This window comes from Variovorax boronicumulans (assembly GCF_030812215.1).
GTDB lineage: Bacteria > Pseudomonadota > Gammaproteobacteria > Burkholderiales > Burkholderiaceae_C > Variovorax > Variovorax boronicumulans_C.
Genome location: NZ_JAUSSG010000017.1, coordinates 1 through 24,571 on the forward strand (window position 1 = coordinate 1; position 24,571 = coordinate 24,571).

Sequence of the window (24,571 nt, forward strand, 5' to 3'; positions counted from 1 at the left end):
GGGACGCAGACAGCAGGGTCGCCTTTTCTTTGCTTACTTTCTTTTGGCGAAGCAAAAGAAAGTGAGTCGCCCGCCGGGGCGAGACCCGGCCTCGGAAAGAAAACAAAGAGCAGAAGGAAAAACGGATCAAGCCGCCTCCTCCTCGATCACGGCCCGACGCGAACTGCCTCCCCCAAGCCGATCAAACGCCAGATAAATAACAGGCGTAGTGAACAAGGTCAGCAGTTGGCTGACGATCAACCCGCCAAAGATTGCAAGCCCGAGTGGCCGCCGCAACTCAGCCCCCTCACCAAAACTCAACATCAACGGAACAGCGGCAAACAACGCAGCGAGCGTCGTCATCAAGATAGGCCTGAACCGCAACAGTGCAGCCTTGTGAATCGCCTCCCGAGCCGACAACCCTTCCGTCCGCTCCGCATCGATCGCAAAGTCGATCATCATGATCGCGTTCTTCTTGACGATGCCGATCAGCAGAATGATCCCGATGATCCCGATCACCCCCAGGTCATTGCCAGTCAGCATCAGGGCCAGCAGCGCCCCGACCCCGGCAGAAGGCAGCGTCGACAAGATCGTCAGCGGATGCACATAGCTCTCGTACAGCACCCCGAGCACGATGTACACGCAAACAACCGCTGCAAGAATCAGCCACAACTGGTTCGACAGCGACCGCTCGTAGGCTCCCGAAGCCCCGAGGAACGTCATCGTCACGCTCCCCGGCATCCCGATTTCCTTGGCCGCCGCCCGAATCGCATCGACCGACTGCCCAAGCGACACGCCAGGCGCCGTATCGAAGTTCAAGGTGCTCGCCGGGTACTGCGCCACGTGCGTGATCTGCAGCGGCGCCTGCTGCTCCGAGATATCGGCAATCGCAGCCAGCGGCGTGGCCGTGCCCGAACCGGCGATCAGGTTCAGCTGCCCCAGCGTCTGCGGCGTGTTCACCATGCCGGGCCGCGCTTCGAGAATCACGCGGTACTGGTTCGTCTCGGTGAAGATGGTCGACACGATGCGCTGGCCGAAGGCGCTGTAGAGCGCATCGTCCACCGTGCTCGCGGTGATCGACAAACGCGCCGCGGTGTCGCGGTTCACGTTCACGAACGCGGCCAGGCCCTGCGCGCCGGCATCGCTGCTCACGTTGCGCACCTTGTCCGAGTCCTGCAGCTTGGCCACCAGCTTCTTCATCCACTCGGTGATGAGCGCGCTGTTCACGCCTTCGAGCGACACGCGGTACTCGGTCGGGCCGGTCTCGGCGTCGATGGTCAGGTCCTGCGTGGGCTGCAGGTACAGCGTGACGCCGGCCACCTGCCGCACGCGCTCGCGCAACCGGTCCATCACCTCCTGCTGGCTGTCGTGGCTGCCCTTGAGGTTGATCAACATGCTGCCGGTGTGCAGCATGGTGTTGTTGGCGGCGTCCACGCCGACGAACGAGCTCAGGTTCTCCACGTCGGGGTCTTCGAGCACCGCACGCGCCGCCTGCAGCTGCAGCTGCGCCATGCGGTCGAACGACACGTCCTGCGCCGCCTGGATGCGCGCCTGCAGCTGGCCGGTGTCCTGCGTCGGGAACAGGCCCTTGGGGATCGTGAGGTACAGCACCACGGTGAGCACCATGGTGAGCAGCGCGACCAGCAACGTGAGCGGCTGGTGGTCGATCACCCAGTGCAGCGAGCGGTCGTAGCGCACCATCACGCCGTCGAAGAAACGCTGCGCGCGTGCGCCGAAGCCCGTGCCGCCCGGCTCCTTCTTGGGCTCGTGCTTGAGCCAGCGCGCCGACATCATCGGCACCAGCGTGAGCGACACCACGGCCGAGATCAGGATGGTGATCGCCAGCGTCACCGCGAACTCGCGGAACAGGCGCCCCACCACGTCGCCCATGAAGAGCAATGGAATCAGCACCGCGATGAGCGACACCGTGAGAGAGATGATGGTGAAGCCGATCTGCGTCGCGCCCTTGAAGGCGGCCTGCAGGGGCTTTTCGCCTTCCTCGATGTAGCGCGCGATGTTCTCGATCATCACGATCGCGTCGTCCACCACGAATCCGGTGGCGATGGTCAGCGCCATGAGGCTCAGGTTGTTGAGGCTGTAGCCCAAGAGGTACATCAAGCCCAGCGTGCCGATGAGCGAGATGGGCACCGCGATGCTCGCGATGACAGTCGCGCGCAGGCTGCCGAGGAACGCGAAGATCACCAGCACCACCAGCACCACGGCCAGCACCAGCTCCATCTCCACGTGCTGCACCGAGGCGCGGATGCCCGCGGTGCGGTCGCTCAGCACCTCGATCTTCAGGCCCGCCGGAAAGCCCGCCTGCAGCTCGGGCAGCTGCTTCTTGATGGCGTTGACGGTGGCGATCACGTTCGCGCCGGGCTGGCGCTGCACGTTCAGGATGATGGCGGGGGTGAGCTTGGGTTCGGCGCTTTCGCCGCCCTCGGCGGTCTTCGTGCCTGCCCAGGCGCCCAGTTGCGTGTTCTCGGCGCTGTTCACAACCTGCGCCACATCGACCATGCGGATCGGCGCGCCGTTCTTGTAGCTGACGATGAGGTTCTTGTAGTCCTCGACCGTGAGCAACTGGTCGTTCGAGTTGATGGTGTAGGCGCGCTTGGGGCCGTCGAAGCTGCCCTTGGCGCCGTTCGAATTGGCCGCGCTGATGGCGGTGCGCAGCGTGTCCAGCCCGATGCCGTTGGCCGCGAGCGCCTGCGTGTTCGCCTGGATGCGCACCGCCGGGCGCTGCCCGCCGCTGAGCGACACCAGCCCCACGCCCGAGACCTGGCTGATCTTCTGCGCGAGCCGGGTGTTCACGAGGTTTTGCACCTCGGTGAGCGGCAGCGTGTCCGACGTGATGGCCAGCGTGAGCACCGGCGCGTCGGCCGGGTTGACCTTGGCGTACACGGGCGGCGCGGGCAGGTCGGCCGGCAGCAGCGAGCCGCCGGCGTTGATGGCGGCCTGCACTTCCTGCTCGGCGACGTCGAGCGTCTGGCCGAGCGAGAACTGCAGCGTGACGATGGACACGCCCGCCGCGCTGGTCGAACTCATGCGGTCCAGGCCCGACATCTGGCCGAACTGGCGCTCCAGCGGCGCGGTGACGGTGTTGCTCATCACCTCGGGGCTGGCCCCGGGGTAGAGCGTCTGCACCTGGATGGTCGGGTAGTCGACCTGCGGCAGCGCCGACAGCGGCAGGAAGCGGAACCCGACCATGCCGGCCAGCACGATCGCGACCATCAGCAGCGAGGTCGCCACCGGTCGCAGGATGAAGGGGCGTGAGGGACTCATCTGGAAGGCCTCCACACCTTGGGAGCGGCCCGGCGGCTCATTGGCCCTGCCGGCCGTCACCCCGGTCACCGCGCTCCTGCATCCGCTGCCAGCGCTCCAGCGCCGCCGGGTCGCCCTTGTCGAGCGCTTCAAGGAAACGCTTGCGGCGTTCGAGCTGTTCGGGGTTGTCCTTCACCGCATCGAGCATGCGCTGGCGCTGCTCGGCGGTGGGGAGCTTGGCGTTCGCTGCGGCTGCGGGAGCCGGCGCCGCGGCGGCCGGTGGCGTTGCGGCTGCACCGGCTGCCGGCGCCGCGGCAGTTCCGGGTCCGGGCGCCGGCGCGGTCGCTGCGGCGGCAGGCGCCTGGCCTCCCGCCTTCGCGCCGTTGCCGCCGCCCTGGCGGCGCCGGTGGGTTCCCGCCGCAGCGCCCGAAGCCGGCGCAGCCGGCCGGTCGGCCTGGGTCTGCACGCGCGCGCCGTCCTTCAATCGGTCGCCGCCTTCCGTCACGACCTGCTCGCCGGCCTTCAGGCCCGACATGACCGCCACGTTGTCCACGCTCGATTCGCCGCGCGTCACGGGGCGCTGCGAGACGGTGTTGTCTTCGTTGATCACGTACACGTAGTCGCCGTTGGGCCCGTGGCGCAGCGCCGTCACCGGCACCACCACCGCGCTGCTCACGGTGCGCAAGAGGAGCCGCAGGTTGACGAACTGGTTCGGGAACAGCGCACCGTCGGCGTTCGAGAAGCGCGCCTTCGACTTGACGGTGCCGGTCTGCGTGTCGACCAGGTTGTCCAGCGTGGAGAACATGCCCTTGGCGAGCTGGCGCGTGCGGGTGCGGTCGAAGGCGGTGGCCTCGAGTTGCGCGCCCTGCGCAAGGCGCTCCTGCACCTCGGGCACGCGGTCTTGCGGCACCGAGAACTCGACGTCGATGGGCGCGATCTGCGTGATGACCGCCACGCCGCCGGTGGTGCCGGTCGAGATGTAGTTGCCCGCGTCCACCGGCCGCAGGCCGATGCGCCCGCTCACCGGCGCGGTGATGCGGCTCCAGGTGAGGTTGAGCCTGGCCGTGCTTTCATTGGCGCGGTCGATGGCGACCGTGCCTTCGAGCTGCTTGACCAGCGCCGCCTGCGTGTCGACGTCCTGCCGGGCGATGGAATCCTGGCCGAGCAGCGTCTGGTAGCGCTGCAGCGTGACGCGCGCCGCGGCCAACTGGGCTTCGTCGCGCTGGCGCGCCCCCGTGGCCTGGGCCAGCGCGTTCTGGAACGGCGCCGGATCGATGGTGGCGAGCACGTCGCCCTTCTTGACCATCTGACCTTCCTTGAAGAGCACCTCGGTGAGCACGCCCGACACCTGCGGCTGCACCGTGACATTGGCCAGCGGAGTGACCGTGCCCAGCGCCTCGAGCTGCACCGGAATGTCGGCCTGCCGCGCGGTGGCGACGCCGACGGTGTTGGCAGCCGCGCCGCCGCCGCCCCGTCCGCCCGGCCCGCCGCCAGGACGACCACCCCCCGGACCGCCGGGGCCACCAGGCCCCGCCGCTGGCGCCTTCGAGCGCTGGATCAGATACCAGGCACCGCCTCCCAGAGCCACCAGCAGCGCCACGGTCAGCAACAACCCCAGCCAGCGCCGCCTGCGTGCCGGTGGGTGTGTCGGCGACACGATGGGCGGCAGGGGCTCGGGGGGAGTTTTGGGGTCCATGGGATGCGTGGGGAGGTGCAGATATGCGGCCTAGAGTACAGCGCCGAATGGTAGTACCGCTGTTTGCTGCGCCGTAAAGCGGCGGTAAAGCTCATGCCGGGTCCTGCGGTTCACGCCGGCCGGACGCGGTTCGCGCCGTGTTCCTGCATTTCGTCGCATGGCGGTGGCCGGCAAGAGAGCGCGCCGGCACAGTTCGCCCATCGCTTCACCACCCACCGCTTTCACCGGAGAACCACCATGCTGCTGCAGATCCTTCTTCACACACCCAAGTGGGTGTTCGCCGTCTTCGTGCTGCTCGTCTGGCTCGGCAGCAAGCAACTGCTGTCCAACAGCGTGAGCCTCAGCCGCGTCACGCTGATGCCCGTCATCATGGGCGGCCTGTCGGTCTTCGGCGTGCTCTCGGCCTTCGGCGATTCGCTGGGTGCCCTGCTCGGCTGGGCAGCGGCCGCGGCGGTGCTGATCGCGCTGGTGCTGCAGCGCCCGCTGCCCGCCACCACCCGCTACGACGCGGCGAACCGCCAGTTCCATGTGGCCGGCAGCGCCGTGCCGCTCGCGCTCATGATGGGCATCTTCTTCACCAAATATGTCGTGGGCGTGGCGCTGGCCATGCACCCCGAGCTGCGCCAGCAGGCCAGCTTCGCCATCGGCCTTCCCGTGCTGTACGGCGCTTTCAGCGGCATCTTCGCGGCCCGCGCAGTGCGCCTGTGGAGGCTGGCCATCGCCACCGACGCTGTCGCCACCGGCGCCCGCGCGGCCTAAGATCCGAGCCCCAGCCCCCACGCGTCCAGCCCAGCCAGGAACCGCCATGACCGTGCTCTTTCTGCTCCTCAAGATCTCCGTCACGGTGGTGCTGGCCGCCTCGATCCTGGAAGCGCTCGTGCTCTCCTGGCGCAACGGCCGGGCGAGCTACGACTGGAAGGCGGCCGGCGTCTCGGTGTTCGACTTTCTCGTGCGCGAATACCCGCTGCGCTGGCTGCTGCCGGTGGCCTTCTGGACCGGCGCGATGGACTGGTTCTGGAACCACCGCCTCTTCACCTTGCCGATGGACCACTGGAGCGGCTGGGTCGCCTGCTTCATCGGCCAGGAGTTCTGCTACTACTGGTACCACCGCGCGGCCCACCGGGTGCGCTGGTTCTGGTGCACCCATGCCATCCACCATTCGCCGAACCAGCTGAACCTGTCGGCCGCCTACCGCTTCGGCTGGACCGGCAAGCTCACCGGCACGCTGCTGTTCTTCATGCTGGCGCCGCTCCTGGGCATGCCGCCCAAGGTGATCCTGCTGATGCTCACGCTGAACCTGCTCTACCAGTTCTGGATTCATGCGACGTGGATTCCGCGCCTCGGGCCGCTCGAATGGGTGCTCAACACGCCCTCGGCGCACCGCGTGCACCACGCCTCGAACCTCGAATACCTGGACGGCAACTACGGCGGCGTGCTGATCGTGTTCGACCGCCTCTTCGGCACCTACATTCCCGAGCGCGCCGACCTGCCCTGCCGCTACGGGCTGGTGAACCCGATCACCTCGCACAACATCCTGGAGATCGAGTTCACCCACTGGCGCGCACTCTTGCGCGACCTGCGTTCGGCGCGCTCGGTGCGTGCGTTCGTGGGGTATCTCGTCATGCCCCCGGGCTGGCGGCCCGATGGTCCGGGCGACACCACCGAGGAACTGCGGCAGCGCGCAGCCCTGCAACCGGCAACGCCTACGCAGCCGCAACAGCAGCAGCCGGCCACGCCCGATTTCATTCCTGTCCAATTCAAGGAGTTGTCATGAACCCCGCACACCCGAACCCCTCGCAGCCCGACCTCGAGAAGATCGCCCGCCGCCGCGCCGGCGCCAAGATGGGCTGGTACATCCACGCTTTCGTCTATGTGCTCGTCAACCTCGGGCTGGTCGGGCTCTCGGCCGCCAAGGGGCACACCTGGGCGATGTATCCGCTGATGGGCTGGGGCCTGGGCCTGCTCATCCACGGCGCGGTGATCTGGTTCATCGCGCCCGGCGGCAGCTTCTACGACCGGCTGGTGGAACGCGAGCGCCGCGCGCTGGGCGACAGGGAGCGTGGGTGACTCCTGACGCTCCTGAAGCGCTGCCGCGGTTTCGCGCGGAGAACTTCCGCAACATGCTGCGGCATGGCCTGATCACCGTCGTCTTCTGTTGTCTCATCGGTTCGGCATTGGCCATCTCGGGCAACGGCAGTTGGGAATCCCAGATGGTGTATTCGCTCTCGATCGGAACGATCAGCTGGCTCGTCATCGACACCGGCCGGCTGATCCTGAGCGGCAACAAGGAGGTGCTGTGGCCGCACGGGCTCTGGGGCTACGGTCTGGTGGCGCTGGGCGTCACCGTCGGCTTTCTTGCCGGCAATGCCATCGGCGACGCCTGGGTCGGTGTGCCGCCGATGGAATTCCGCAATCTCGCCACGCGCAAGATGACCTCGACCATCGTCATCACCCTGGTCGCCACCATCGGCATGTGCTACTTCTTCTTCAGCCTCGGCAAGAGCAAGCACATGCAGAGCCAGATCGAACTGGCGCAGCGCAACGCTACCGAGGCGCGGCTCAAGCTGCTGGAGACGCAGCTCGAGCCGCACATGCTGTTCAACACGCTCGCGAACCTGCGCGTGCTGATCACCGCCGACCCGCCGCGCGCGGTGGCGATGCTCGACCGTCTCAACAGCTACCTGCGCATGACGCTGAGCGGCTCGCGCACGCTGGCGCATCCGCTCTCGGCCGAGTTCGACCGGCTGGGCGACTACCTCGAGCTGATGTCCGTGCGCATGGGCGAGCGCCTCTGCTACACGCTCGACCTGCCCGACGACCTGCGCGACATTCCGGTGCCGCCGCTGCTGCTGCAGCCGCTGGTGGAGAACAGCATCCGCCACGGGCTGGAGCCCAAGGTCGAGGGCGGCGAGATCCACGTGCGCGCGCGCAGGAACGCGGACCGGCTGGTCATCGAAGTGAGCGACACCGGCGTCGGGCTCGATGCGGCGCCGCCTTCGGAAGAAGGCGGCAGCGGCTTCGGGCTCGAGCAGGTGCGCGAGCGCCTGGCCACCGTGTTCGGCGCGCAAAGCGAGATGCGCCTTGCGGCCGCGCCGACCGGCGGAACCTGCGCCACGCTGAGCTTTCCGCTTCCCGCGGCGGCTGCCTCATGAATGCGACGACAACCACCACGATGAACCCCACCGCACTGATCGCCGAAGACGAGCCCCTTCTGGCGCAAGCCCTCAAGGCCGAACTGGCCGCGGCATGGCCCGGCTTGCAGATCGTCGCCACCGCCGGCGATGGCCGCAGCGCGGTGCGCGAGGCGCTGCGCCTCTTGCCGCAGGTGCTGTTCTTCGACATCCGCATGCCCGGCCTCGACGGCCTGGGCGCCGCGGCCGAACTGGCCGACATCTGGCCCACCGACGAGGCGCCGATGCCGCAACTGGTGTTCGTCACCGCCTACGACGAATACGCCGCGCGCGCCTTCGAGGCGGAGGCCATCGACTACGTGCTCAAGCCCGTGCAGCCCGCGCGGCTGCAAAAAACCGTGGCGCGGCTGCAGCAGGCGCTGGCGGCGCAGCAGCAACAGCCTTCGCCTTCAGCCTCCCCTGCCGTGGCCGACGAAGCGCTGGAACGAACCCTTGCGCAATGGCGCCAGGTGCTCACCGCGGCCAGTTCCGGCTCGGCCCCGCCCGCCGCGGCACCCTCGGCACCGCTGCGGATGATTGCCGCCAGCGACGCCGGCGGCAGCACGGTGCGCATGGTGCCCGTCGACGAAGTGCTGTATTTCGAGGCCGCCGACAAATACCTTCGCGTGCTCACCGCCACGCACGAGTACCTGATCCGCACGCCGCTCAAGCAGTTGCTGACCCAGCTCGACGCCGACACCTTCTGGCAGGTACACCGCGCGGTGGTGGTGCGCAGCGCGGCCATCGAATCGGTGCACCGCGACGAAGCCGGCAAGCTGCATCTCACGCTGCGGGGGCGGGCCGAGAAGATTCCGGTCAGCCGGCTCTACGCGCACCTGTTTCGCGCCATGTGAAATTGCGCGGCGAGCGCCCAGCAAAAAGCCGGCCCTTTCGGGGGCCGGCTTTTTTCATTCAGTCACGAATGATGTGGCTGTTTAGCGCCAGTGGCCATGACGGTGACCACGGTAGTACCCACCGCCGTAATAGCGGGGACCGTAATAGGCCGGCGGTGCGTAGTACACCGGGGCCGGACGGTAGTACACCGGCGGCGGCGGACGGTAGTAGACCGGGGGCGGTGCGTAGTAAACCGGGGCCGGGGGTGCATAGACGGGGGCCGGGTAGTAGGCGGGACCGCCCACGCCGACCGCCACGCCCGGTACGCCGACACCGATCGACCAGCTCACGTCGCTGCGGGCGCTGGCCGAAGTGGCTGCGAACAATGCACCGGCTGCCACGACGCCCGCGGCAGCCCATTTGAAGAAGGTGGAACGTGTGAGGCTCATGATATTGACTCCTTGTTTCGGGGGCACCGTCCGGGTCTGGACCGCCCATGTGTGTATTGAACGCGGCAATTGCAAACCGGGTGCACCCGCCATTGTGAAGAACGTTGCCAAAGGTAACCCCTCAGAGGCGCCCTCTAGAATGAAGCAATGACCTCCCCGACCGATAAAAGCGGCGCCAAAACGGCCGCCGCACCGAGCAATTTCCTGCGCCACGTGATCGAGAACGACCTCGCACAGGGCGCCTATTCCGGCCGCAAATGGGGCGGCTCCCCCGGCAACGCCGCCCACCATGCCCAGGGCATGACCGACCCCGCCAAGGTGCGCCTTCGCTTTCCGCCCGAACCCAACGGCTACCTGCACATCGGCCATGCCAAGAGCATCTGGCTCAACTTCGAACTGGCCCGCGAATACGGCGGCGTGAGCCACCTGCGCTTCGACGACACCAACCCTGAAAAAGAAGAGCAGGAATATGTCGATTCCATCCGCGACGCGGTGAAGTGGCTCGGCTATGAAACCTACCTGGCCGACCGCCCCAGCGCCCCCGGCACCCTGCAGCCGCACGAGTACTTCGCAAGCAACTACTTCGACTTCATGTACGAGGCGGCCGAATACCTCATCGGCGCCGGCCTCGCCTACGTGGACGAGCAGACCGCCGACGAAGTGCGCGCGAACCGCGGCGACTTCAACACGCCCGGCACCGACAGCCCCTTCCGCACCCGCACGCCCGAGGAAAACCTCGCGCGCTTTCGCGCCATGCGCGACGGCCAGGTCGCCGACGGTGCAGCCATCCTGCGCGCCAAGATCGACATGGCCAGCACCAACATCAACATGCGCGACCCCGCGCTGTACCGCGTGCGCCGCGCCCACCACCACAATACCGGTGACAAGTGGTGCATCTACCCGATGTACACCTATGCGCACCCGATCGAAGACGCGCTGGAGCAGATCACCCATTCGATCTGCACCCTCGAATTCGAAGACCAGCGCCCCTTCTACGACTGGCTGCTCGACCGCCTCGCCGAAGGCGGCCTCATCGCCAGCCCGCATCCGCGCCAGTACGAATTTGCGCGCCTGAACGTCACCCACGTGATGACCAGCAAGCGCAAGCTGCGCCAGCTGGTCGAAGACGGCCACGTCGACGGCTGGGACGACCCCCGCATGCCCACCATCGCGGGCCTGCGCCGCCGCGGCTACACGCCCGAGGCGCTGCGCCTGTTCTGCGAGCGCAGCGGCACCACCAAATCGGGCGGCTGGATCGACTACGCGAGTCTCGAAGCCGCGCTGCGCGACAGCCTCGACCCCATCGCCCCGCGCGCCATGGCTGTGCTCGACCCGGTCAAGCTCGTCATCACGAACTGGGGCGAGCTCATGGGCGGCGACGATGTGCTCGACGACTGCTCCGCCCCCGTGCACCCGCATCACCCCGAGATGGGCAAGCGCGAGTTCAAGCTCGGCCGCGAAGTGTGGATCGAGCGCACCGACTACGAAGACGTGCAGCCCAAGGGCTTTTTCCGCCTGTTCCCGGGCAACAAGGTGCGGCTGAAGTACGGCCACGTCATCGAATGCATCGGCGCCACGCGCGATGCCGACGGCAAGCTCGTCGAAGTGCAGGCCACGCTGGTGCCGGACACCAAGAGCGGCACGCCCGGCGCGGACGCCATCAAGGTGAAGGGAAACATCACCTGGGTGGCGGTGGCGGATGCGGTGCAGGCCGAGGTGCGGTTGTACGAGCGGCTGTTTGCTGCGGCGAATCCGGGGAGCGGGGAACTGCTGGATGAACTGAACAAGCAGAGCCTGGAGATTTGCTCGGCGTTCGTGGAGCCTTCATTGGCGGCAGCCCAGGCTGGCGTGGGGATTCAGTTCGAGCGGCATGGGTACTTCGTGGTGGATACGAAGACGGATGCGCCGGGCAAGCGGGTGTTCAACCGGGCTGCGGGGATGCGGGACAGCTGGGGCAAGTAACCCGCTTTGCCTCTTCCGCGAACGAAGCCGGGGCCGTCATGGCCCCGGCTTTTTCATTTCATCTATTCGGGTCGCTTGTAGACCACGCCCAGCACCGCGCTGTTTTCGTCCGTGGTGCACACCGCCGAGCGGCCTTGCGGGCCAACCTTCAGGTTGATCGTGTAGACACCGTCGCGCGGCGTGGAGCCGCTGTCCACAGCGATGCTGCCCGGCGGCACCCGCAGCTCGCGCGCGGCGGCTGCCACGCAGTTCTTCACGCTCGCATCGGGCGCGCCGCCGACACGCAAGGACGTGCTGCTGCATGCCGTCACCGCGACGCCTGCAACCACCGCCCACGCCAACCTGTTGAAACTTCGCATCGTCATGTCCGACTCCGTGTTGTTCAGCTGTCTGGGTAGATTGGAAGCCGCGTGAAAACGTTCGCGTTGCAGGACGGCTGCGCGATCTGATGTGGCCTGCCGCCGCTGTCCGACGGCGGCCGGCCGCAGACCCGGGCTATCCTGTGCATTCATGACTGTTCCGAGCCCTTCCCGCCTCATCCGCTTCAACAAGCCCTACGGCGTCTTGAGCCAATTCACCCCCGAGGGCCGCTGGCGCGGACTCAAGGACTTCATCGACATTCCCGACGTCTACGTTGCCGGCCGCCTCGATGCCGACAGCGAAGGCCTGCTGCTCCTCACCAACGACGGCCAGCTCCAGGCGCGCATCGCCGATCCGCGCTTCAAGATGGAGAAGACCTATTGGGTGCAGGTGGAAGGCGTGCCGACCGAAGAGGCGCTCGCTGCGTTGCGCCAAGGCGTGCAACTCAACGACGGCCTCACGCGCCCTGCCCGCGCGCGTTTGCTCGACCCGCCGCCCGAAGTGTGGGCGCGGCAACCGCCCATTCGCGAGCGCAAGAGCATTCCGACCGCGTGGCTGGAGCTGGCGATCAGCGAAGGCCGCAACCGCCAGGTGCGGCGCATGACGGCCGCTGTCGGACTGCCGACGCTTCGCCTGATCCGCGCCGCCATCGGACCGCACACGCTCGATGGGCTGGCGCCCGGCACATGGCGCGAATAGCCACGCGGCCGCGCAACGTCACAGACAGAACCTGTTTCATTCGATCTCTTCTTCATGCACGACAACACCCGAACCACCTCGCCCGACCTCCTCACGCCCGCACTGAATCGCCGCTGCGCATTGCTCGGCACGCTGGGCCTGCTTGCGTTGCCTGCGACCCACGCCGCCGCTGCCGCACCTGCGAAGTCGAAGCAATCGCACCCCGCCGTCTGGCCGCATGCATCGCAGGTGCCCGGCGGCGTGGCGCGCCTCTCGCTCGGCCCGGGCGCCAAGCGTCCGACGGCCTTTGCAGGCGACGTGCCTTTGCTCGTGATGGGCGACGTCATCGAGTGGACGGCGCTGGTCGGCATCCCGCTCGCGGCCAAGCCCGGCGAGGCGAGCATCACGGTGCGCGCCGAGAACGGCGGCAGCGAAAGACAGGTCGCCTACACGGTCACCGACAAGCAATACCGCGAGCAGCGCCTGACCGTGGCGCCGCGCACGGTCGATCTCTCGCCCGAGGACGAAGCGCGCTACGTGCGCGAACGCGATCACCAGGCCGGCGTGATGGCCACGCTCACCGACCTGCGGCCCGATGCCTCACTGCAGATGCGCGTGCCCGTGCCGGGTCGCCGCTCCAGCTCGTTCGGTCTGCGCCGCGTGTTCAACGGGCAGTCGCGCAATCCGCACAGTGGAATGGACATCGCGGCCGGCACCGGCACGCCGGTGCTGGCGCCGCTGCCGGGGCGGGTAATCGATACGGGGGACTATTTCTTCAACGGCGGCACGGTGTGGCTCGACCATGGCGGCGGGCTGCTGACGATGTATTGCCATCTGAGCCGGGTGGATGTGAAGGTGGGCGATGTGTTGAAGACCGGCGAGCCGTTGGCGGCAGTCGGTGCGACTGGTCGCGTGACGGGGCCGCATCTGCATTGGGGGGTGATGTTGAACCGGGCGATGGTGGATCCGGCGTTGTTCATTCAGACTTGAGTAACTTAAAGCTTAAGCGCCTCGAGACATCAAGGCGGACTGAAAACATCAGCATCATCCCTTAGTCCCAGCAACGACATCGCGCATAAGCTACGTAAAACTTAGCTAGTCGGCATGAACCAAAAAATCAAGCAGCCACTGCACAAAAATCTAACTGTGCATTTTAAATATGCAATGAAATTCACTTTAATCGAATATTTCTTATTTATGTTGGCGCAGCGCCGATGCTTTCATTTCCTGCTGAGAAGCAGTCACACATTGGTAAAGGCTAATACATGTATGTTACCGGACTCCATCTAGAAAATTTCAAACGTTTTCCTGCTCTGGACGTAGATCTTGATTCAAAAATTACACTACTTCTTGGTCCCAATAGCTCAGGAAAATCCTCAATAATAAAATCTCTTCTGGCATTAAAACAAACAGCATCCTCCTCGAATGAGCACGAGGTTCTAGCGCCTCAAGGCGATTACGTTGATCTTGGGATCTATCGAGATTATGTTTTCGAACATAAAACCGACCGAAAAATAAAAATCGGCCTCTCCATTTCTTCTCAGTCATTACCGGCAAGATTTTTTCAAGATCAAAATCAAGCCTACATAGAATTCCAGTTTGGGCACGACTTCGCCACGGAACAGGCACGACTATTGGAAATTACAGTTAAATCGAGTGCATCGGCAAAAAATCCATACATCACCCTAATAAAAAAACAAACTCGCGACACGTTTTCCCTGAAATTATCAGAAGAGGCGGCCCGTGCAACTGCGAACGATTTATTTCCAAGGGATGATTCAATTAAATCCAAGGCGATTCTCTTATGGACAAAAGGGAGATCAACCAGGGTTGACGAAAAATATAAATTAGCGATTGATCGAGTAATTCAAAAAAACGAAAAGAAATTCGATTTTTTTGCCGACTATCCAATTCATATATTGTCATCAATTCTAAGTCTTATCTTCAGGGAGCTAGACAGCAATATTTTTTATGTCGGGCCTTTACGAAGGAGTCCATCGCGAAGCTATAGCAGAACCGCACACCTACTAGCGGTCGGCGCGGCTGGTGAACATACTCCTAGCATCTTGGCCAATTTAAAATCTCGAGCTAGCAAAGAACGATCTGCAAAACGAGAACAAACAACGCGCTACACGCAACTAGCTCGCTGGATAGAAAGCATGTTTTCTGGCAGAAGAGTTGACTCCCGCTCCATTGAAGAATTAGTAAAATTGGAAATTGAGAGGGAGCGTGGGGAAAAGGAAATAATATCGGATGTCGGTTTTGGATTTTCTCAAGTCTTGCCTATCTTGGTGCAAATCGCGGTGATGCCGGAAAACTCCACGATCGTAATTGAGCAGCCAGAGCTTCATCTACATCCAAGCGCGCAATCAAAATTGGCGGAAATAATCGTTGAGGCAACAAAAACCGGTCGTCGATTTGTGGTTGAAACACATAGCGAGCATCTTGTGCGAGGCCTGCAGCTTGCAATATCGAATAAAAAATTGGGCCGAACCGCAATGGCTATAGGCGACACCGAGGTAAAATTTTTATACACTCCTCGAGCCCCTGGAAAACCTAAAGAGATGCGGGTTAATAGCGTCGGTGATTTTGAGGAGCCATGGCCTTCAGGGTTCTTTGATGAGGCCTACACGACAGCAATGAAGCTCTTGGACAATAAAATTGCGCTCACGTCAAAGGCTGCGCACGCCAAAAATTCAGGAGACAATTCATAGTGCGGCTTGCAATTCACACCAACGCATTGAGCGAGATCTTTTCCGGCGCTGTCGATGCAGTCTCCTCTGCGGCATTTCTTTCCTCCAAAATAGCCGCCACTCCAGAGTTAATTCAGGAATATGCTCAAACTATAGGAACTGATCTTGGATTTCAAGCGTGGTTCCCCCTTGCGATGGCTCATGGAAGAGTGACAACTCATGAAATAGCTGATTGCCCTACTGCGTTACGGCGACTACCTCTTGGAATAAAATCGATTGCGGCCGCCTCATACTTTGGCGCTTCAAAATTAGTTGCGAGGAGTTCATTTTTTAGCCCTAACGAGATATCTCATTTCGATGCAGTTGGCGTAAATTTAGTTGACCTTTCACTACCTGCAAACACTGATCACGGAGGAGACAATCCGATTGACAACATTTCTACAACTACCGGCGGAATTCTCGATTTCTCAGTACTTGATAGATACATTTCGGCCGAAGATGAAATAATTATATATGACAAATATATAAATAACAATTCATGCGAATTAATAGAGCACATCGCATTCAAGCTCAAAAGAAATTCCACGCTTAGGGTTTTCAATTCTGCAAAAACAGGGCCTCATCTGCTTTCAGGCCCAACGATCTTAAGACGCCTCCAAGCGGCAAATCGACATATCTCGATTGAATGCCAAGCTGCTTCTCGCGCCTTCTGTCAACGTGAGCATGATCGGTACATTTTTTTTGGAAGCAGAATTCAAGCAATTTTTTCAGCTGGACTGGATTGTTTTGGTCCGCTAAACAGGCAGAGAACAAATAGAATAAACAAACGCTCTCAAATTTCATTTTTCGATGTGAGTTGTCAACCCTCGCAATACATTGAAGGCGCTGACAATCGCCAATTTCCAATAAATTTTCACTCCTGAGGATTTGATATTTATCAAATCAATTAACCGCACGAATAAATTAAGAAATCGACTGAGAATTTTTAGCGCTAGTGCAATCAAGCTCCAAGTGAGTTCGGTGTTCTGCGCAATCAACGCCAGCAGCGCCACCTGGACCGGCAGCCGCACCACCAGCGCCCAATACGGCACGCTCGGAAAAAGCTCCGGCCGCTGCAGCATGTAGAAATGCGCGGGCGTCACGGCCAGGGTCAGAAGGAAGAGGCCGATGCCTGCGGCACGCCGCGTCGGCTGCCACAGCAGTCCGGCCGCACCCAGCAGTTCGAACACGCCGCTCACCAGCACGGCCGCGCGCGGCGGCACGATGCGCATCTCCGCTTCGGTCGCCACGAAGTGCGCGACACCGCCGAGAGCGAACCACAGGAAGACGAACACCAGGCCCGCCACGCGCCAGCGGCTCATGGCGGGCGAATCCGTCATGCGCTTCAGATCGGCTGGGTCAGATACACCGCTTCGCGCCCCACGATCACCCGCTGCGCGGGCATGAAGATCGTGCAGTCGTCGCACGGCGCGCGAATCTCGTCCGGGCCGTTGGTGGCGATCAGCTCGCCCTTGGCAAAGGTCTCGAAGCCGATCAGCGGCCGCACGAACGCGAAGTCCGCCGACTTGATGACGTGCGTCTGCAGCAGCTGAAAGCGGCGCTGCGGCTCCGGCGCCGGCGTGGCCGGGTCCTTGTCGACAAGGCCGAAGTACGCGAGGAAGTCATAAGTGACCGCGGTGGCCAGCACCGACGCCGAGCGCAGGAAGTGCTGGCCGCACTCGACCACCATCGCCACGCCCTTGCCGTCCGGGCCGCCGTGGCTGCCGTACTGGATCAGCGGCGTGCCCGAGCCCAGGCCATCGGGCATCACGAGGTGCACCGGCGGGCGGCCGATGGCCAGCGCCACCTCGGCGTTGCGCTCGAACGCGGGGTAGACCCAGAACGGCACGACGGGCTGGCTGGTCGAATGGATGTCCAGGATGTGGTCGGCGGCGTCCACCACCGGCCGCAGCACGCGCGCGCGGCGCAGCTCGGGGCTGTCCTCGCCGCCGTCCAGCCATTCGGGCGACCAGATGCGGTTCAGGTTGTGCACGATCTGACGGCTGTCGTAGGGGGACTCTTCCTTGAACGACTCGTAGGCGTCGATGTTGGCGAAGCTCACGGTGAGCGTGCCGATCTTCGGGCGCACGTTGTTGTCGAGCAGGTGGGTGGCGGCGGTCATGCCGCAGATTTCGTTGCCGTGCGTGAGTGCATTGATCAGCACGTGCGGGCCGGGCTTGCCGGATTCGAAGCGGTGCACGTAGTCGATGCCGACGTTGCCCTTGCGGTAGGCGGAGAGGTCGCGGGGGAGGACTTCGAGGGCGGGTGGGGATTGGGTCATGGGGCTGTTGGCGTGGGCGCGATGCGGTCGGGGGAGTTTGCTACAGCAGCCAAATCCGTGCTTTCCCGACCTCGCGAACCCGCAACCACCGCCGTGCCCCAAAAATACGCTTCAAAAACGAAGCGTATCCAGCCCGAATACGCTTCAGATCACCAACTTATCGCACCTGCTGGTAATCCACAGGCACCCACGCATACCCCGAGCCCTCGGCCCGGATTCTTCCCAGCCCCGGGAACGGCAGGTGCGCGCCGGCCACCAGGTAGCGCCCCTTGGCCGCATCGGCATACGCCTTCTTGCGTTCCGCCGCGGCGGTCTTGGAATCGACGTCGAACGAGATGGTCACCTGCGGCTGCACGAACTGCACCGAGGCCACGTGCATCAGGTCGCCCCACAGCACGAGCTTCTGGCCCTTGGACTCGACCACGTAGGTGTTGTGGCCGGGCGTGTGGCCGTGGGCGGGCACGGCCTTGATGCCGGGCACGGGGTCGGCGTCGCCCTTCAGGGGCTTGAACTTGCCGGCCTCGACGTACGGATTCAACGACGCCTGCGCGCCCTGGAAGAAGCCCTTCATCTCAGGTGTGGCCTTCTCCAGGTTGGCCTTGCTGAGCCAGAAATCGGCGTCTTCCTGGCCCGCGTGGATCGTGGCGTTGGGAAAGGCCAGCTTGCCGTCGACGATGAGGCCGCCGACGTGGTCGCCGTGCATGTGGGTGATGAACACGTCGTCGACCTGCTCGGGCTTGTAGCCGGAGGCCAGCAGGTTGTTGCGCAGGTTGCCCAGCGTGGGGCCGAAGAGCGTGCCGGCGCCGGTGTCGATGAGCACCAGCTTGCTGCCGGTGTTGACGAGGTAGCTGTTCACCGAGGTGGGCACCAGTTCCTTCTTGAAGGAGCGGTCGAGCAGCCTGCCGACCTGGGCCTGCGTGGTGTTGGTGAGCAGCTTCTTCACTTCGAGGTCGATGGTGCCGTCGAAGAGCGCCGTCACCTCGAAGTCGCCGAGCATCATCCGGTAGAAGCCGGGCGCCTGGGTCTTGACCTGCGGTGCGCCGGCGTGTGCTGCTGCAAACGAAAGCATCAGCACGCTGCTCGCCAGCGCGGCGATGCCGCGGCGCAGCCAGTGGGTGGGTTGGGTCATGGTTCTTCCTTCTCCGGCTTGTCTTTAGAGGGGGCGAAGAATAGCCCAACCCCGCCGGCCGGCCCCTCCCGGCGCCTTGCCAACCCTTCCCCGCGCGTCCTTACCAGTTGACTTCGCGCTCGGGCGTCGCGGAGATGTGGTGGATCGACAGGTCGGCGCCGTCGTATTCCTCTTCCTGCGACAGCCGCAAGCCCATCGTGGCCTTGAGCACGCCGTACACCACCGCGCCGCCGGCCAGCGCCCAGACCACGCCGATCACCGTGCCGATGAGCTGCGCCCCGACGTTCACGCCGCCGATGCCGCCCAGCGCCTGCGTGCCGAAGATGCCGGCCGCGATGCCGCCCCAGGTGCCGCACAGGCCGTGCAGCGGCCAGACGCCGAGCACGTCGTCGATCTTCCATTTGTTCTGCGTGAGCGTGAACATGAAGACAAAGATGCCGCCCGCCACGCCGCCCACCACCAGCGCGCCCAGCGGGTGCATCAGGTCGGAGCCGGCGCACACGGCCACGAGGCCGGCGAGCGGGCCGTTGTAGACGAAGCCGGGGTCGTTCTTGCCCATGGCCAGCGCCACCAGCGTGCCGCCGACCATCGCCATGAGCGAGTTGACGGCCACGAGGCCGGAGATCTTGTCGATGCTCTGCGCGCTCATCACGTTGAAACCGAACCAGCCCACGCACAGCACCCACGCGCCGAGCGCGAGGAACGGGATGTTCGACGGCGGGTGCGCGCTCAGCGAGCCGTCGCCGCGGTAGCGGTTGCGGCGCGCGCCCAGGAGGACGACGGCCGGCAGCGCCAGCCAGCCGCCCACGGCATGCACCACGATCGATCCCGCGAAGTCATGGAACTCGTGGCCGGTGACCGAGGCGATCCAGGCCTGGATGCCGAAGGCCTTGTTCCAGGCGATGCCCTCGAAGAGCGGATACACCACGCCGACGATCACCGCGGTGGCGATCAACTGCGGCCAGAACTTGGCGCGCTCGGCGATGCCACCCGAAATGATGGCCGGAATGGCCGCAGCGAAAGTCAACAGGAAGAAGAACTTCACCAGTTCGTAGCCGCTCTTGGCCGCCAGCTCGGTGGCGCCCACGAAGAAGTGGGTGCCGTAGGCCACGCCGTAGCCGACCAGGAAGTACACGATGGTCGAGACTGAGAAGTCGACCAATATCTTCACCAGCGCATTGACCTGGTTCTTCTTGCGCACGGTGCCCAGTTCGAGAAAGGCGAAACCGGCATGCATGGCCAACACCATGATGGCGCCGAGAAGGATGAACAGCGCATCTGCGCCCTGTTTGAGTGCGTCCATGGGAGCTTCTTGCAGTTTTTGGTTTGAATTGGTGCATCGCGGCCGGATTGCCCGGAGCGACGGTGCAAGGAAGCAAAAATGGTGCCTGAAGGCTCTTTGATGGTGCGAAACGGGCCATAACGGCGCACATGCGCACCGGAACAGGCTTCTTTTTCAGCCCGTCGAGCCGGCGCCGGCCCGAAGCGCGTCGCGATACCGGCGACTGCAGGGCACGGTCGTGCCGTCGTGCATGTGCAGGCGGGCATCGCCGCCGTCCAGCGGCTCGATTTCCTTGATGCGCGCGAGGTTCACCGCATGGCTTCGGTGCACGCGCACGAAACGGGCGGGGTCCAGCTGGGTGAGGAAATCGGTGAGCGTGGCGCGCAGCAGGTAGTCGTGGCCGTTGACGTGCAGGCCGACGTAGTTGCCCTCGGCCTGGAGCCAGTCGATGTCGGTGGCGGCGATCAGGAATTCGCGGCGCAGCTTGCGTACGAGAAAGCGTTCGGGGCGGGCCGGGGCCGGTGGCGGGGGCGGCGGGCTTGCTTCCGGTTCAGGCTCGGGAGATGCCTCGTCGGGAGCGGGCGATGAGGAAGGCGGCGCGGCTTCGGGCGGATCGGCCACACCCGCCTCCGGCGCATCGAGCACCCGCGCCTCGCCCTGCAGCCGCAGCATGAAGAACCGGTAGGCCCAGATCCCGAAGACGATCGAGACGTAGACCCGCACGTCCTTCAGGTACTCGTAGCCCCACTGGGCGGTCCAGCCGCCGAAGTCGTAGCGGCTGCCCATCAGGGCATAGACCAGCGAGCGCACCGCGAACATCCCGGCCACGTGCACCACGCTGACGGCCACGCTGGCCACCACATGCCCGGCCACGAAGCGCACCCAGCGGCCGGGCATCAGCGGCGCCAGCCGGCGCTCGATGGCGACGAACACCGGAATCAGCATCAGCAGCACCAGGTGGCTCGACCCCTCCCAGGTGACGATTTCCCAGGTCGCGCGCGGCACGGCGCGGTTGCGGGCGTCGACCACCGCGACCATGGTGCTGAACACGCCCTGCAGCGCCATCAGCACGATCCAGAAACCCACTTCCACGTAGCGGCGGATCGGCTCGTAGCGCTCGTACAGGTTCCGGCGGGACGCTTTCATGCCCGGGATTCTCGCCATCTGCGCGACGGCGGGGCGAATTTCGTCCCACCGGGGCCACCGCTCGTCACAAAGGCCGGGCCATCCGTCCCGCGGGCGCGCCGCCGGGTGGCACCGGGGCACACGATGGCCGCACTTTCCGTTTCGAGGACGCTGAAATGAACCTTCCGACTCCCCTGCCCGGCACGGACCGGCGCCACGACATCGACGCCCTGCGCGCGCTCGCCTTCCTGTTCGTGATCCTCTATCACGTGGCCATGTACTACGTGGCCGACTGGCCCTGGCACCTGAAAAGCCCGCATGCGGCCGAATGGCTGCAGTGGCCGATGCGGGTGCTGAACCTCTGGCGCATGGACCTGGTGTTTTTGATCTCCGGCGTGTCGCTCGGCTTCCTCGCCCGCCACCAGGGCACCGGGGCGCTGCTGCGCAGCCGGGGCGCGCGGCTGATGCTGCCGCTGGTGTTCGGGATGATGGTGATCGTTCCCTACCAGGCCTACGCGCAGGGCGTGGCCAACGGGCTGGTCGCGCCGGGCTTCGGCGCCTTTTTGCTGCGCTACCTGTCGATGGCCGAACCGTGGCCCAAGCGCGCTTTCGACGGCGCGGAGTTCGGCATGACCTGGAACCACCTCTGGTACCTGCCCTACCTGTTTGCGTACACCGCGCTGGTCGCGCTGACGCTGCCGCTGTGGAAGTCGCCGGCCGGCCAGTGGGTGCGCCGCCGGTTCAACGCGCTGCGCGGCTGGAAGTTGCTGCTGCTGCCGGCGCTTCCGCTCCTGGCCTGGACGGTGCTGCTGGCCCCGCACTTTCCGCCCACGCACAACCTGGTGCGCGATTTCTACCTGCACGCCATCTACCTCACCGTGTTCCTCTACGGCTACTGGATGGGCGTGGACACGGGCATCTGGAAGGAACTGGAGCGGCTGCGCCGGGTGTCGCTGGTGCTGGCCGTGGCGGCGATCGGCGCCTTCATCGCGCTGCGGGTCGGCGCCAGGGGATCGGCCCCGGGCCTGCTCCTGGACCTGCTGCGCACGCTTTATATGTGGCTGGCCATCGCGACCATCCTGGGCCACGGCCACCGCCACCTGAACCGCCCGTGGCCGTGGCTGCGCTGGGCCAACGAGTCGGTCTACCCGTGGTACGTGCTGCACCAGACGCTGATCATCGTCGGCGTGACCGTGCTGACGCCGTTCGCGCTCGGCCCGGTGCTGGAGCCCGCGCTGCTGGTGGCGCTGACGATCCTGGGCTGCTGGCTGCTGACCGACGGGCTGATCCGCCGCATCAACTGGCTGCGGCCGCTGTTCGGGCTGAAGCTCAGGCGGCGGGCTTCGGCTGCAGCGCTTCCAGTTCCACCGGAACCAGGATGGCGTTCCCCGTCGCCACGAGCTTGAGTGCGTCCTCGCCTTTTCCTTCGGGTTGCGCATAGAGCTCGGCCACGACGAACACTTGCTTGCGCCCCGCCTTCACCACCCGGCCGCGGGCCACGAAGGCGTGTCCGATGGCGGGCGAGATGCAGTTGACGGAGAAGTGCGAGGCCAGCACGCGCCCCGCCTTCGTGGAGGCCGCGTAGCCGCTCACGGTATCGAGCAGCGCGGCGATCATGCCGGCGTGCAGGAAGCCGGCGTACTGGCCCATGTCTTCCTCGCGCCAGTTCATGCGCAGTTCGGCTTCGCCGTCGGCGGCCCGGTGGACTTCAAAGCCGGCCCAGCGGTTGAATGAGGCGGTGCGGTTGATGGCCTGGATGGTGTCGAGCATGGCGGGTCTCCTTGGAACGGAATGGGTGGGCGGTGTGGACGAATCCACTCTACGAACCGGAGCCTTCGCGCGTCGTCGCACGCGTGACCGGGAGCGCCGTTGCGGATGCATTGGCGACAGCCGCCATCGGCATGAAATATTTCTCGGGGCGCCTTAACCCCGTTGAGCGAGCCCGGCCGTATGAGTGGAGGTCAACCCACTCACTTTCGAAGGCTCTTCAATGAAAGCACCGTCCTCCGCCCTTCTGCTCCGTGCCACCGTCGTCGCCGCCACCTGGCTGGTCCTGAGCGCCAGCGCCCAGGTGCCGCCCCCTCTGCAAACCCAGGCGGCCGACTCGCGCATCACCCAGGTCAAGGTCTACCCCGGCAGCGCCACCGTGGAGCGCGTGGCGCGCGTCGCGGCGGGCAGCCGTTCGGTCACTTTTGCCTGCCTGCCCGCGGGGCTGGACGTGCAGAGCCTGCAGGTGTCGGCCGATGCGTCGGTGCGCGTGGGCGAGACCTCGGTGCTCAACGAGCAGCGCGCGCTTTCGGCGCGCTGCGCCACCAGCGAGCTCGACGGCCGCATCCGCGAACTCGAGGACCAGAAGGCCGCGCTGCAGGCCGAGCGCGATGCGCTGGGCATGGTCACGGGCTACCTCAAGGGGCTTTCGGGCGGAGATTCGTCACAAGGCGCCCGCGCACCGATGGACGCGCGCAACCTCGCCGCGGTGACCGACGCGATGCGCCGCACCGGGCAGGACTCGCTGCTGAAGCAACACCAGCTCGCACGCAAGCAGAGCGACATCGACCGCCAGCTCAACCCGCTGCTCGCCGAACGCACGCGCTCGCAGGGCAACGGCGCGCAGGTGGTGGCCGTGACCGTCACGCTGGCCGCGAGCACCGATGCCGAAGTGAAGCTCAGCTACCAGGTCGCCGGCCCCGGCTGGACACCCACCTATCGCGCGCTGCTCGACACCACCACGCGCAAGGTGCGCATCGAGCGCCAGGCGCTGGTGGCGCAAGCCACCGGTGAAGACTGGCGCGGCGTGAAGCTGGTGCTCTCCACCGGCCAGCCGCGCCGCGAAACCACCGGCCGCACGCCGGGCGCCTGGCGCATCGGCATCGAGCCGCCGCCGCAGCGCGCCCGCGCCGACATGGCTTTCATGTCCGCACCGGCGCCGGTCGCGGCGGGCGTTCCGCCTCCCCACGCAAAAGAGTCGGCCATGGAGCGCCGCGCGCCGCTGTTCGACGTGAGCGTGTTCGACAACAGCTTCGCCACCGAATTCTCTGTACCGCAAAGCATCGACGTGCCCTCCAACGGCCAGCGCGTGACGATGGCGCTCGGCCAGTACGAGGACACGGCCAAGCTCGCCTCGCGCACCAGCCCTGGCGTGGACCCGAGCGCCTTCCTGGTCGCCGATCTCGCACAGCCCACCGGCGTGTGGCCGGCCGGCCCGATGCAGCTTTATCGCGACGGCAATTTCGTCGGCAACGGCCAGTGGACGGCGCCCAGCGATGCGCGCCTGACGCTCTCTTTCGGCCGCGACGAACTGGTGCGCGTGCAGGCCGAGCCCGAGAAGGACAACCAGGGCACGGGCGGCTTTGCCGGCACACGCGCCGAGCGCAAGGTGCAGCGCGCCTACGTGGTCGAGAACCGCCACCGCACGCCCATCGCGGTGCAGGTGCTGGAGGCGGCGCCGGTCTCGGTCGACGAGCAAGTGCGCGTGACTTCGCAGTTCTCGCCGCAGCCGGGCGAACTGGCATGGAACAAGCAGCCGGGCCTTGCGATGTGGAGCTTCGACCTCGAAGCCGGCAAGACCGCGCGCGTGGCGGCGGACTACACGATCAGCTACCCGAAGGACGCGCGCCTGCAGATGCGCTGAGC

The 24,571-nt window shown here is 64.9% G+C and carries 22 protein-coding genes; 12 read left to right on the top strand and 10 right to left on the bottom strand.

The genetic code is table 11. The annotated features are described in order from the left end of the window. Positions 1 to 126: 126 nt before the first annotated feature. Both J2W23_RS30290 and J2W23_RS30295 read right to left on the bottom strand, forming a co-directional pair. A complete protein-coding gene (locus J2W23_RS30290; protein WP_307651360.1) occupies positions 127 to 3,261 on the bottom strand; it encodes an efflux RND transporter permease subunit in 3,135 nt (1,044 codons plus the stop codon). Between the two features lie 37 nt (positions 3,262 to 3,298). Then, on the bottom strand, positions 3,299 to 4,936 hold the full coding sequence (locus tag J2W23_RS30295; RefSeq protein ID WP_307651361.1) for an efflux RND transporter periplasmic adaptor subunit: 1,638 nt from the start codon (positions 4,934 to 4,936) through the stop codon (positions 3,299 to 3,301). 237 nt (positions 4,937 to 5,173) lie between these two features. Here J2W23_RS30295 and J2W23_RS30300 point away from each other — a divergent pair, with 237 nt between their 5' ends. The 5 genes from J2W23_RS30300 to J2W23_RS30320 are packed head-to-tail and all read left to right on the top strand — an operon-like array spanning position 5,174 to position 8,960. After that, positions 5,174 to 5,695, top strand: a complete 522-nt coding sequence (locus J2W23_RS30300) for a DUF6622 family protein (protein WP_307651362.1) — start codon at positions 5,174 to 5,176, stop codon at positions 5,693 to 5,695. A gap of 46 nt (positions 5,696 to 5,741) precedes the next feature. Next, a complete protein-coding gene (locus tag J2W23_RS30305) occupies positions 5,742 to 6,710 on the top strand; it encodes a sterol desaturase family protein (protein ID WP_307651363.1) in 969 nt (322 codons plus the stop codon). Next, positions 6,707 to 7,003, top strand: coding sequence for a 2TM domain-containing protein (locus tag J2W23_RS30310; protein ID WP_176656312.1), 297 nt, complete (start codon positions 6,707 to 6,709; stop codon positions 7,001 to 7,003). Before J2W23_RS30305 ends, J2W23_RS30310 begins: the two co-directional genes overlap by 4 nt. 53 nt (positions 7,004 to 7,056) lie before the next feature. After that, entirely contained in the window at positions 7,057 to 8,088 is a 1,032-nt protein-coding gene (locus J2W23_RS30315) for a sensor histidine kinase (protein ID WP_373424006.1), read from the top strand. 20 nt (positions 8,089 to 8,108) lie between these two features. Next, on the top strand, positions 8,109 to 8,960 hold the full coding sequence (locus J2W23_RS30320; protein ID WP_307651403.1) for a LytR/AlgR family response regulator transcription factor: 852 nt from the start codon (positions 8,109 to 8,111) through the stop codon (positions 8,958 to 8,960). 81 nt (positions 8,961 to 9,041) lie between these two features. Here the strand turns inward: J2W23_RS30320 and J2W23_RS30325 are convergent, their stop codons facing one another. Next, positions 9,042 to 9,389 carry a hypothetical protein gene (locus tag J2W23_RS30325; protein WP_176656311.1) on the bottom strand — a complete coding sequence of 116 codons (348 nt, stop codon included), beginning with the start codon at positions 9,387 to 9,389 and terminating at the stop codon, positions 9,042 to 9,044. A gap of 147 nt (positions 9,390 to 9,536) precedes the next feature. On the opposite strand from J2W23_RS30325, the gene J2W23_RS30330 reads away from it, so the two are divergent. Further along, positions 9,537 to 11,351 (top strand): glutamine--tRNA ligase/YqeY domain fusion protein, encoded by a 1,815-nt coding sequence (locus J2W23_RS30330; protein WP_307651365.1) that lies wholly within the window; start codon positions 9,537 to 9,539, stop codon positions 11,349 to 11,351. A 62-nt stretch (positions 11,352 to 11,413) separates the two neighbouring features. Here the strand turns inward: J2W23_RS30330 and J2W23_RS30335 are convergent, their stop codons facing one another. Next, positions 11,414 to 11,716 carry a hypothetical protein gene (locus tag J2W23_RS30335; protein WP_307651366.1) on the bottom strand — a complete coding sequence of 101 codons (303 nt, stop codon included), beginning with the start codon at positions 11,714 to 11,716 and terminating at the stop codon, positions 11,414 to 11,416. A 145-nt stretch (positions 11,717 to 11,861) separates the two neighbouring features. Here J2W23_RS30335 and J2W23_RS30340 point away from each other — a divergent pair, with 145 nt between their 5' ends. The 4 genes from J2W23_RS30340 (at position 11,862) to J2W23_RS30355 (ending at position 16,005) form a co-directional block, all read left to right on the top strand. Next, positions 11,862 to 12,410 carry a pseudouridine synthase gene (locus J2W23_RS30340; protein WP_307651367.1) on the top strand — a complete coding sequence of 183 codons (549 nt, stop codon included), beginning with the start codon at positions 11,862 to 11,864 and terminating at the stop codon, positions 12,408 to 12,410. Between the two features lie 54 nt (positions 12,411 to 12,464). Continuing rightward, positions 12,465 to 13,379 (top strand): M23 family metallopeptidase, encoded by a 915-nt coding sequence (locus tag J2W23_RS30345; protein WP_307651368.1) that lies wholly within the window; start codon positions 12,465 to 12,467, stop codon positions 13,377 to 13,379. Between the two features lie 275 nt (positions 13,380 to 13,654). Then, positions 13,655 to 15,103, top strand: a complete 1,449-nt coding sequence (locus J2W23_RS30350) for an AAA family ATPase (protein ID WP_307651369.1) — start codon at positions 13,655 to 13,657, stop codon at positions 15,101 to 15,103. 26 nt (positions 15,104 to 15,129) lie between these two features. After that, positions 15,130 to 16,005, top strand: a complete 876-nt coding sequence (locus J2W23_RS30355; protein WP_307651370.1) for a hypothetical protein — start codon at positions 15,130 to 15,132, stop codon at positions 16,003 to 16,005. Here J2W23_RS30355 and J2W23_RS30360 read toward each other — a convergent pair. The 5 genes from J2W23_RS30360 to J2W23_RS30380 form a co-directional block, all read right to left on the bottom strand. Beyond that, complete coding sequence (locus tag J2W23_RS30360; RefSeq protein WP_307651371.1) at positions 15,922 to 16,461, bottom strand: DoxX family protein; 540 nt, start codon at positions 16,459 to 16,461, stop codon at positions 15,922 to 15,924. The genes J2W23_RS30355 and J2W23_RS30360 overlap by 84 nt on opposite strands. Before the next feature lie 5 nt (positions 16,462 to 16,466). After that, on the bottom strand, positions 16,467 to 17,402 hold the full coding sequence (locus tag J2W23_RS30365; RefSeq protein WP_307651372.1) for a succinylglutamate desuccinylase/aspartoacylase domain-containing protein: 936 nt from the start codon (positions 17,400 to 17,402) through the stop codon (positions 16,467 to 16,469). 157 nt (positions 17,403 to 17,559) lie between these two features. Further along, positions 17,560 to 18,531 carry an MBL fold metallo-hydrolase gene (locus J2W23_RS30370; RefSeq protein ID WP_176656304.1) on the bottom strand — a complete coding sequence of 324 codons (972 nt, stop codon included), beginning with the start codon at positions 18,529 to 18,531 and terminating at the stop codon, positions 17,560 to 17,562. A 100-nt stretch (positions 18,532 to 18,631) separates the two neighbouring features. Beyond that, a complete protein-coding gene (locus J2W23_RS30375; RefSeq protein WP_307651373.1) occupies positions 18,632 to 19,834 on the bottom strand; it encodes an ammonium transporter in 1,203 nt (400 codons plus the stop codon). 153 nt (positions 19,835 to 19,987) lie between these two features. After that, positions 19,988 to 20,959 (bottom strand): LytTR family DNA-binding domain-containing protein, encoded by a 972-nt coding sequence (locus tag J2W23_RS30380; protein ID WP_307651374.1) that lies wholly within the window; start codon positions 20,957 to 20,959, stop codon positions 19,988 to 19,990. Positions 20,960 to 21,114: 155 nt separating this feature from the next. On the opposite strand from J2W23_RS30380, the gene J2W23_RS30385 reads away from it, so the two are divergent. Next, a complete protein-coding gene (locus J2W23_RS30385; RefSeq protein ID WP_307651375.1) occupies positions 21,115 to 22,344 on the top strand; it encodes an acyltransferase family protein in 1,230 nt (409 codons plus the stop codon). On the opposite strand, the gene J2W23_RS30390 is transcribed toward J2W23_RS30385, so the two are convergent. Next, positions 22,268 to 22,708 (bottom strand): PaaI family thioesterase, encoded by a 441-nt coding sequence (locus tag J2W23_RS30390; protein WP_307651376.1) that lies wholly within the window; start codon positions 22,706 to 22,708, stop codon positions 22,268 to 22,270. The two genes, J2W23_RS30385 and J2W23_RS30390, sit on opposite strands and share 77 nt — an antisense overlap. A 220-nt stretch (positions 22,709 to 22,928) precedes the next feature. Between J2W23_RS30390 and J2W23_RS30395 the strand changes: the two genes are divergently transcribed. Next, on the top strand, positions 22,929 to 24,569 hold the full coding sequence (locus tag J2W23_RS30395; RefSeq protein WP_307651377.1) for a DUF4139 domain-containing protein: 1,641 nt from the start codon (positions 22,929 to 22,931) through the stop codon (positions 24,567 to 24,569). Positions 24,570 to 24,571 lie beyond the last annotated feature (2 nt).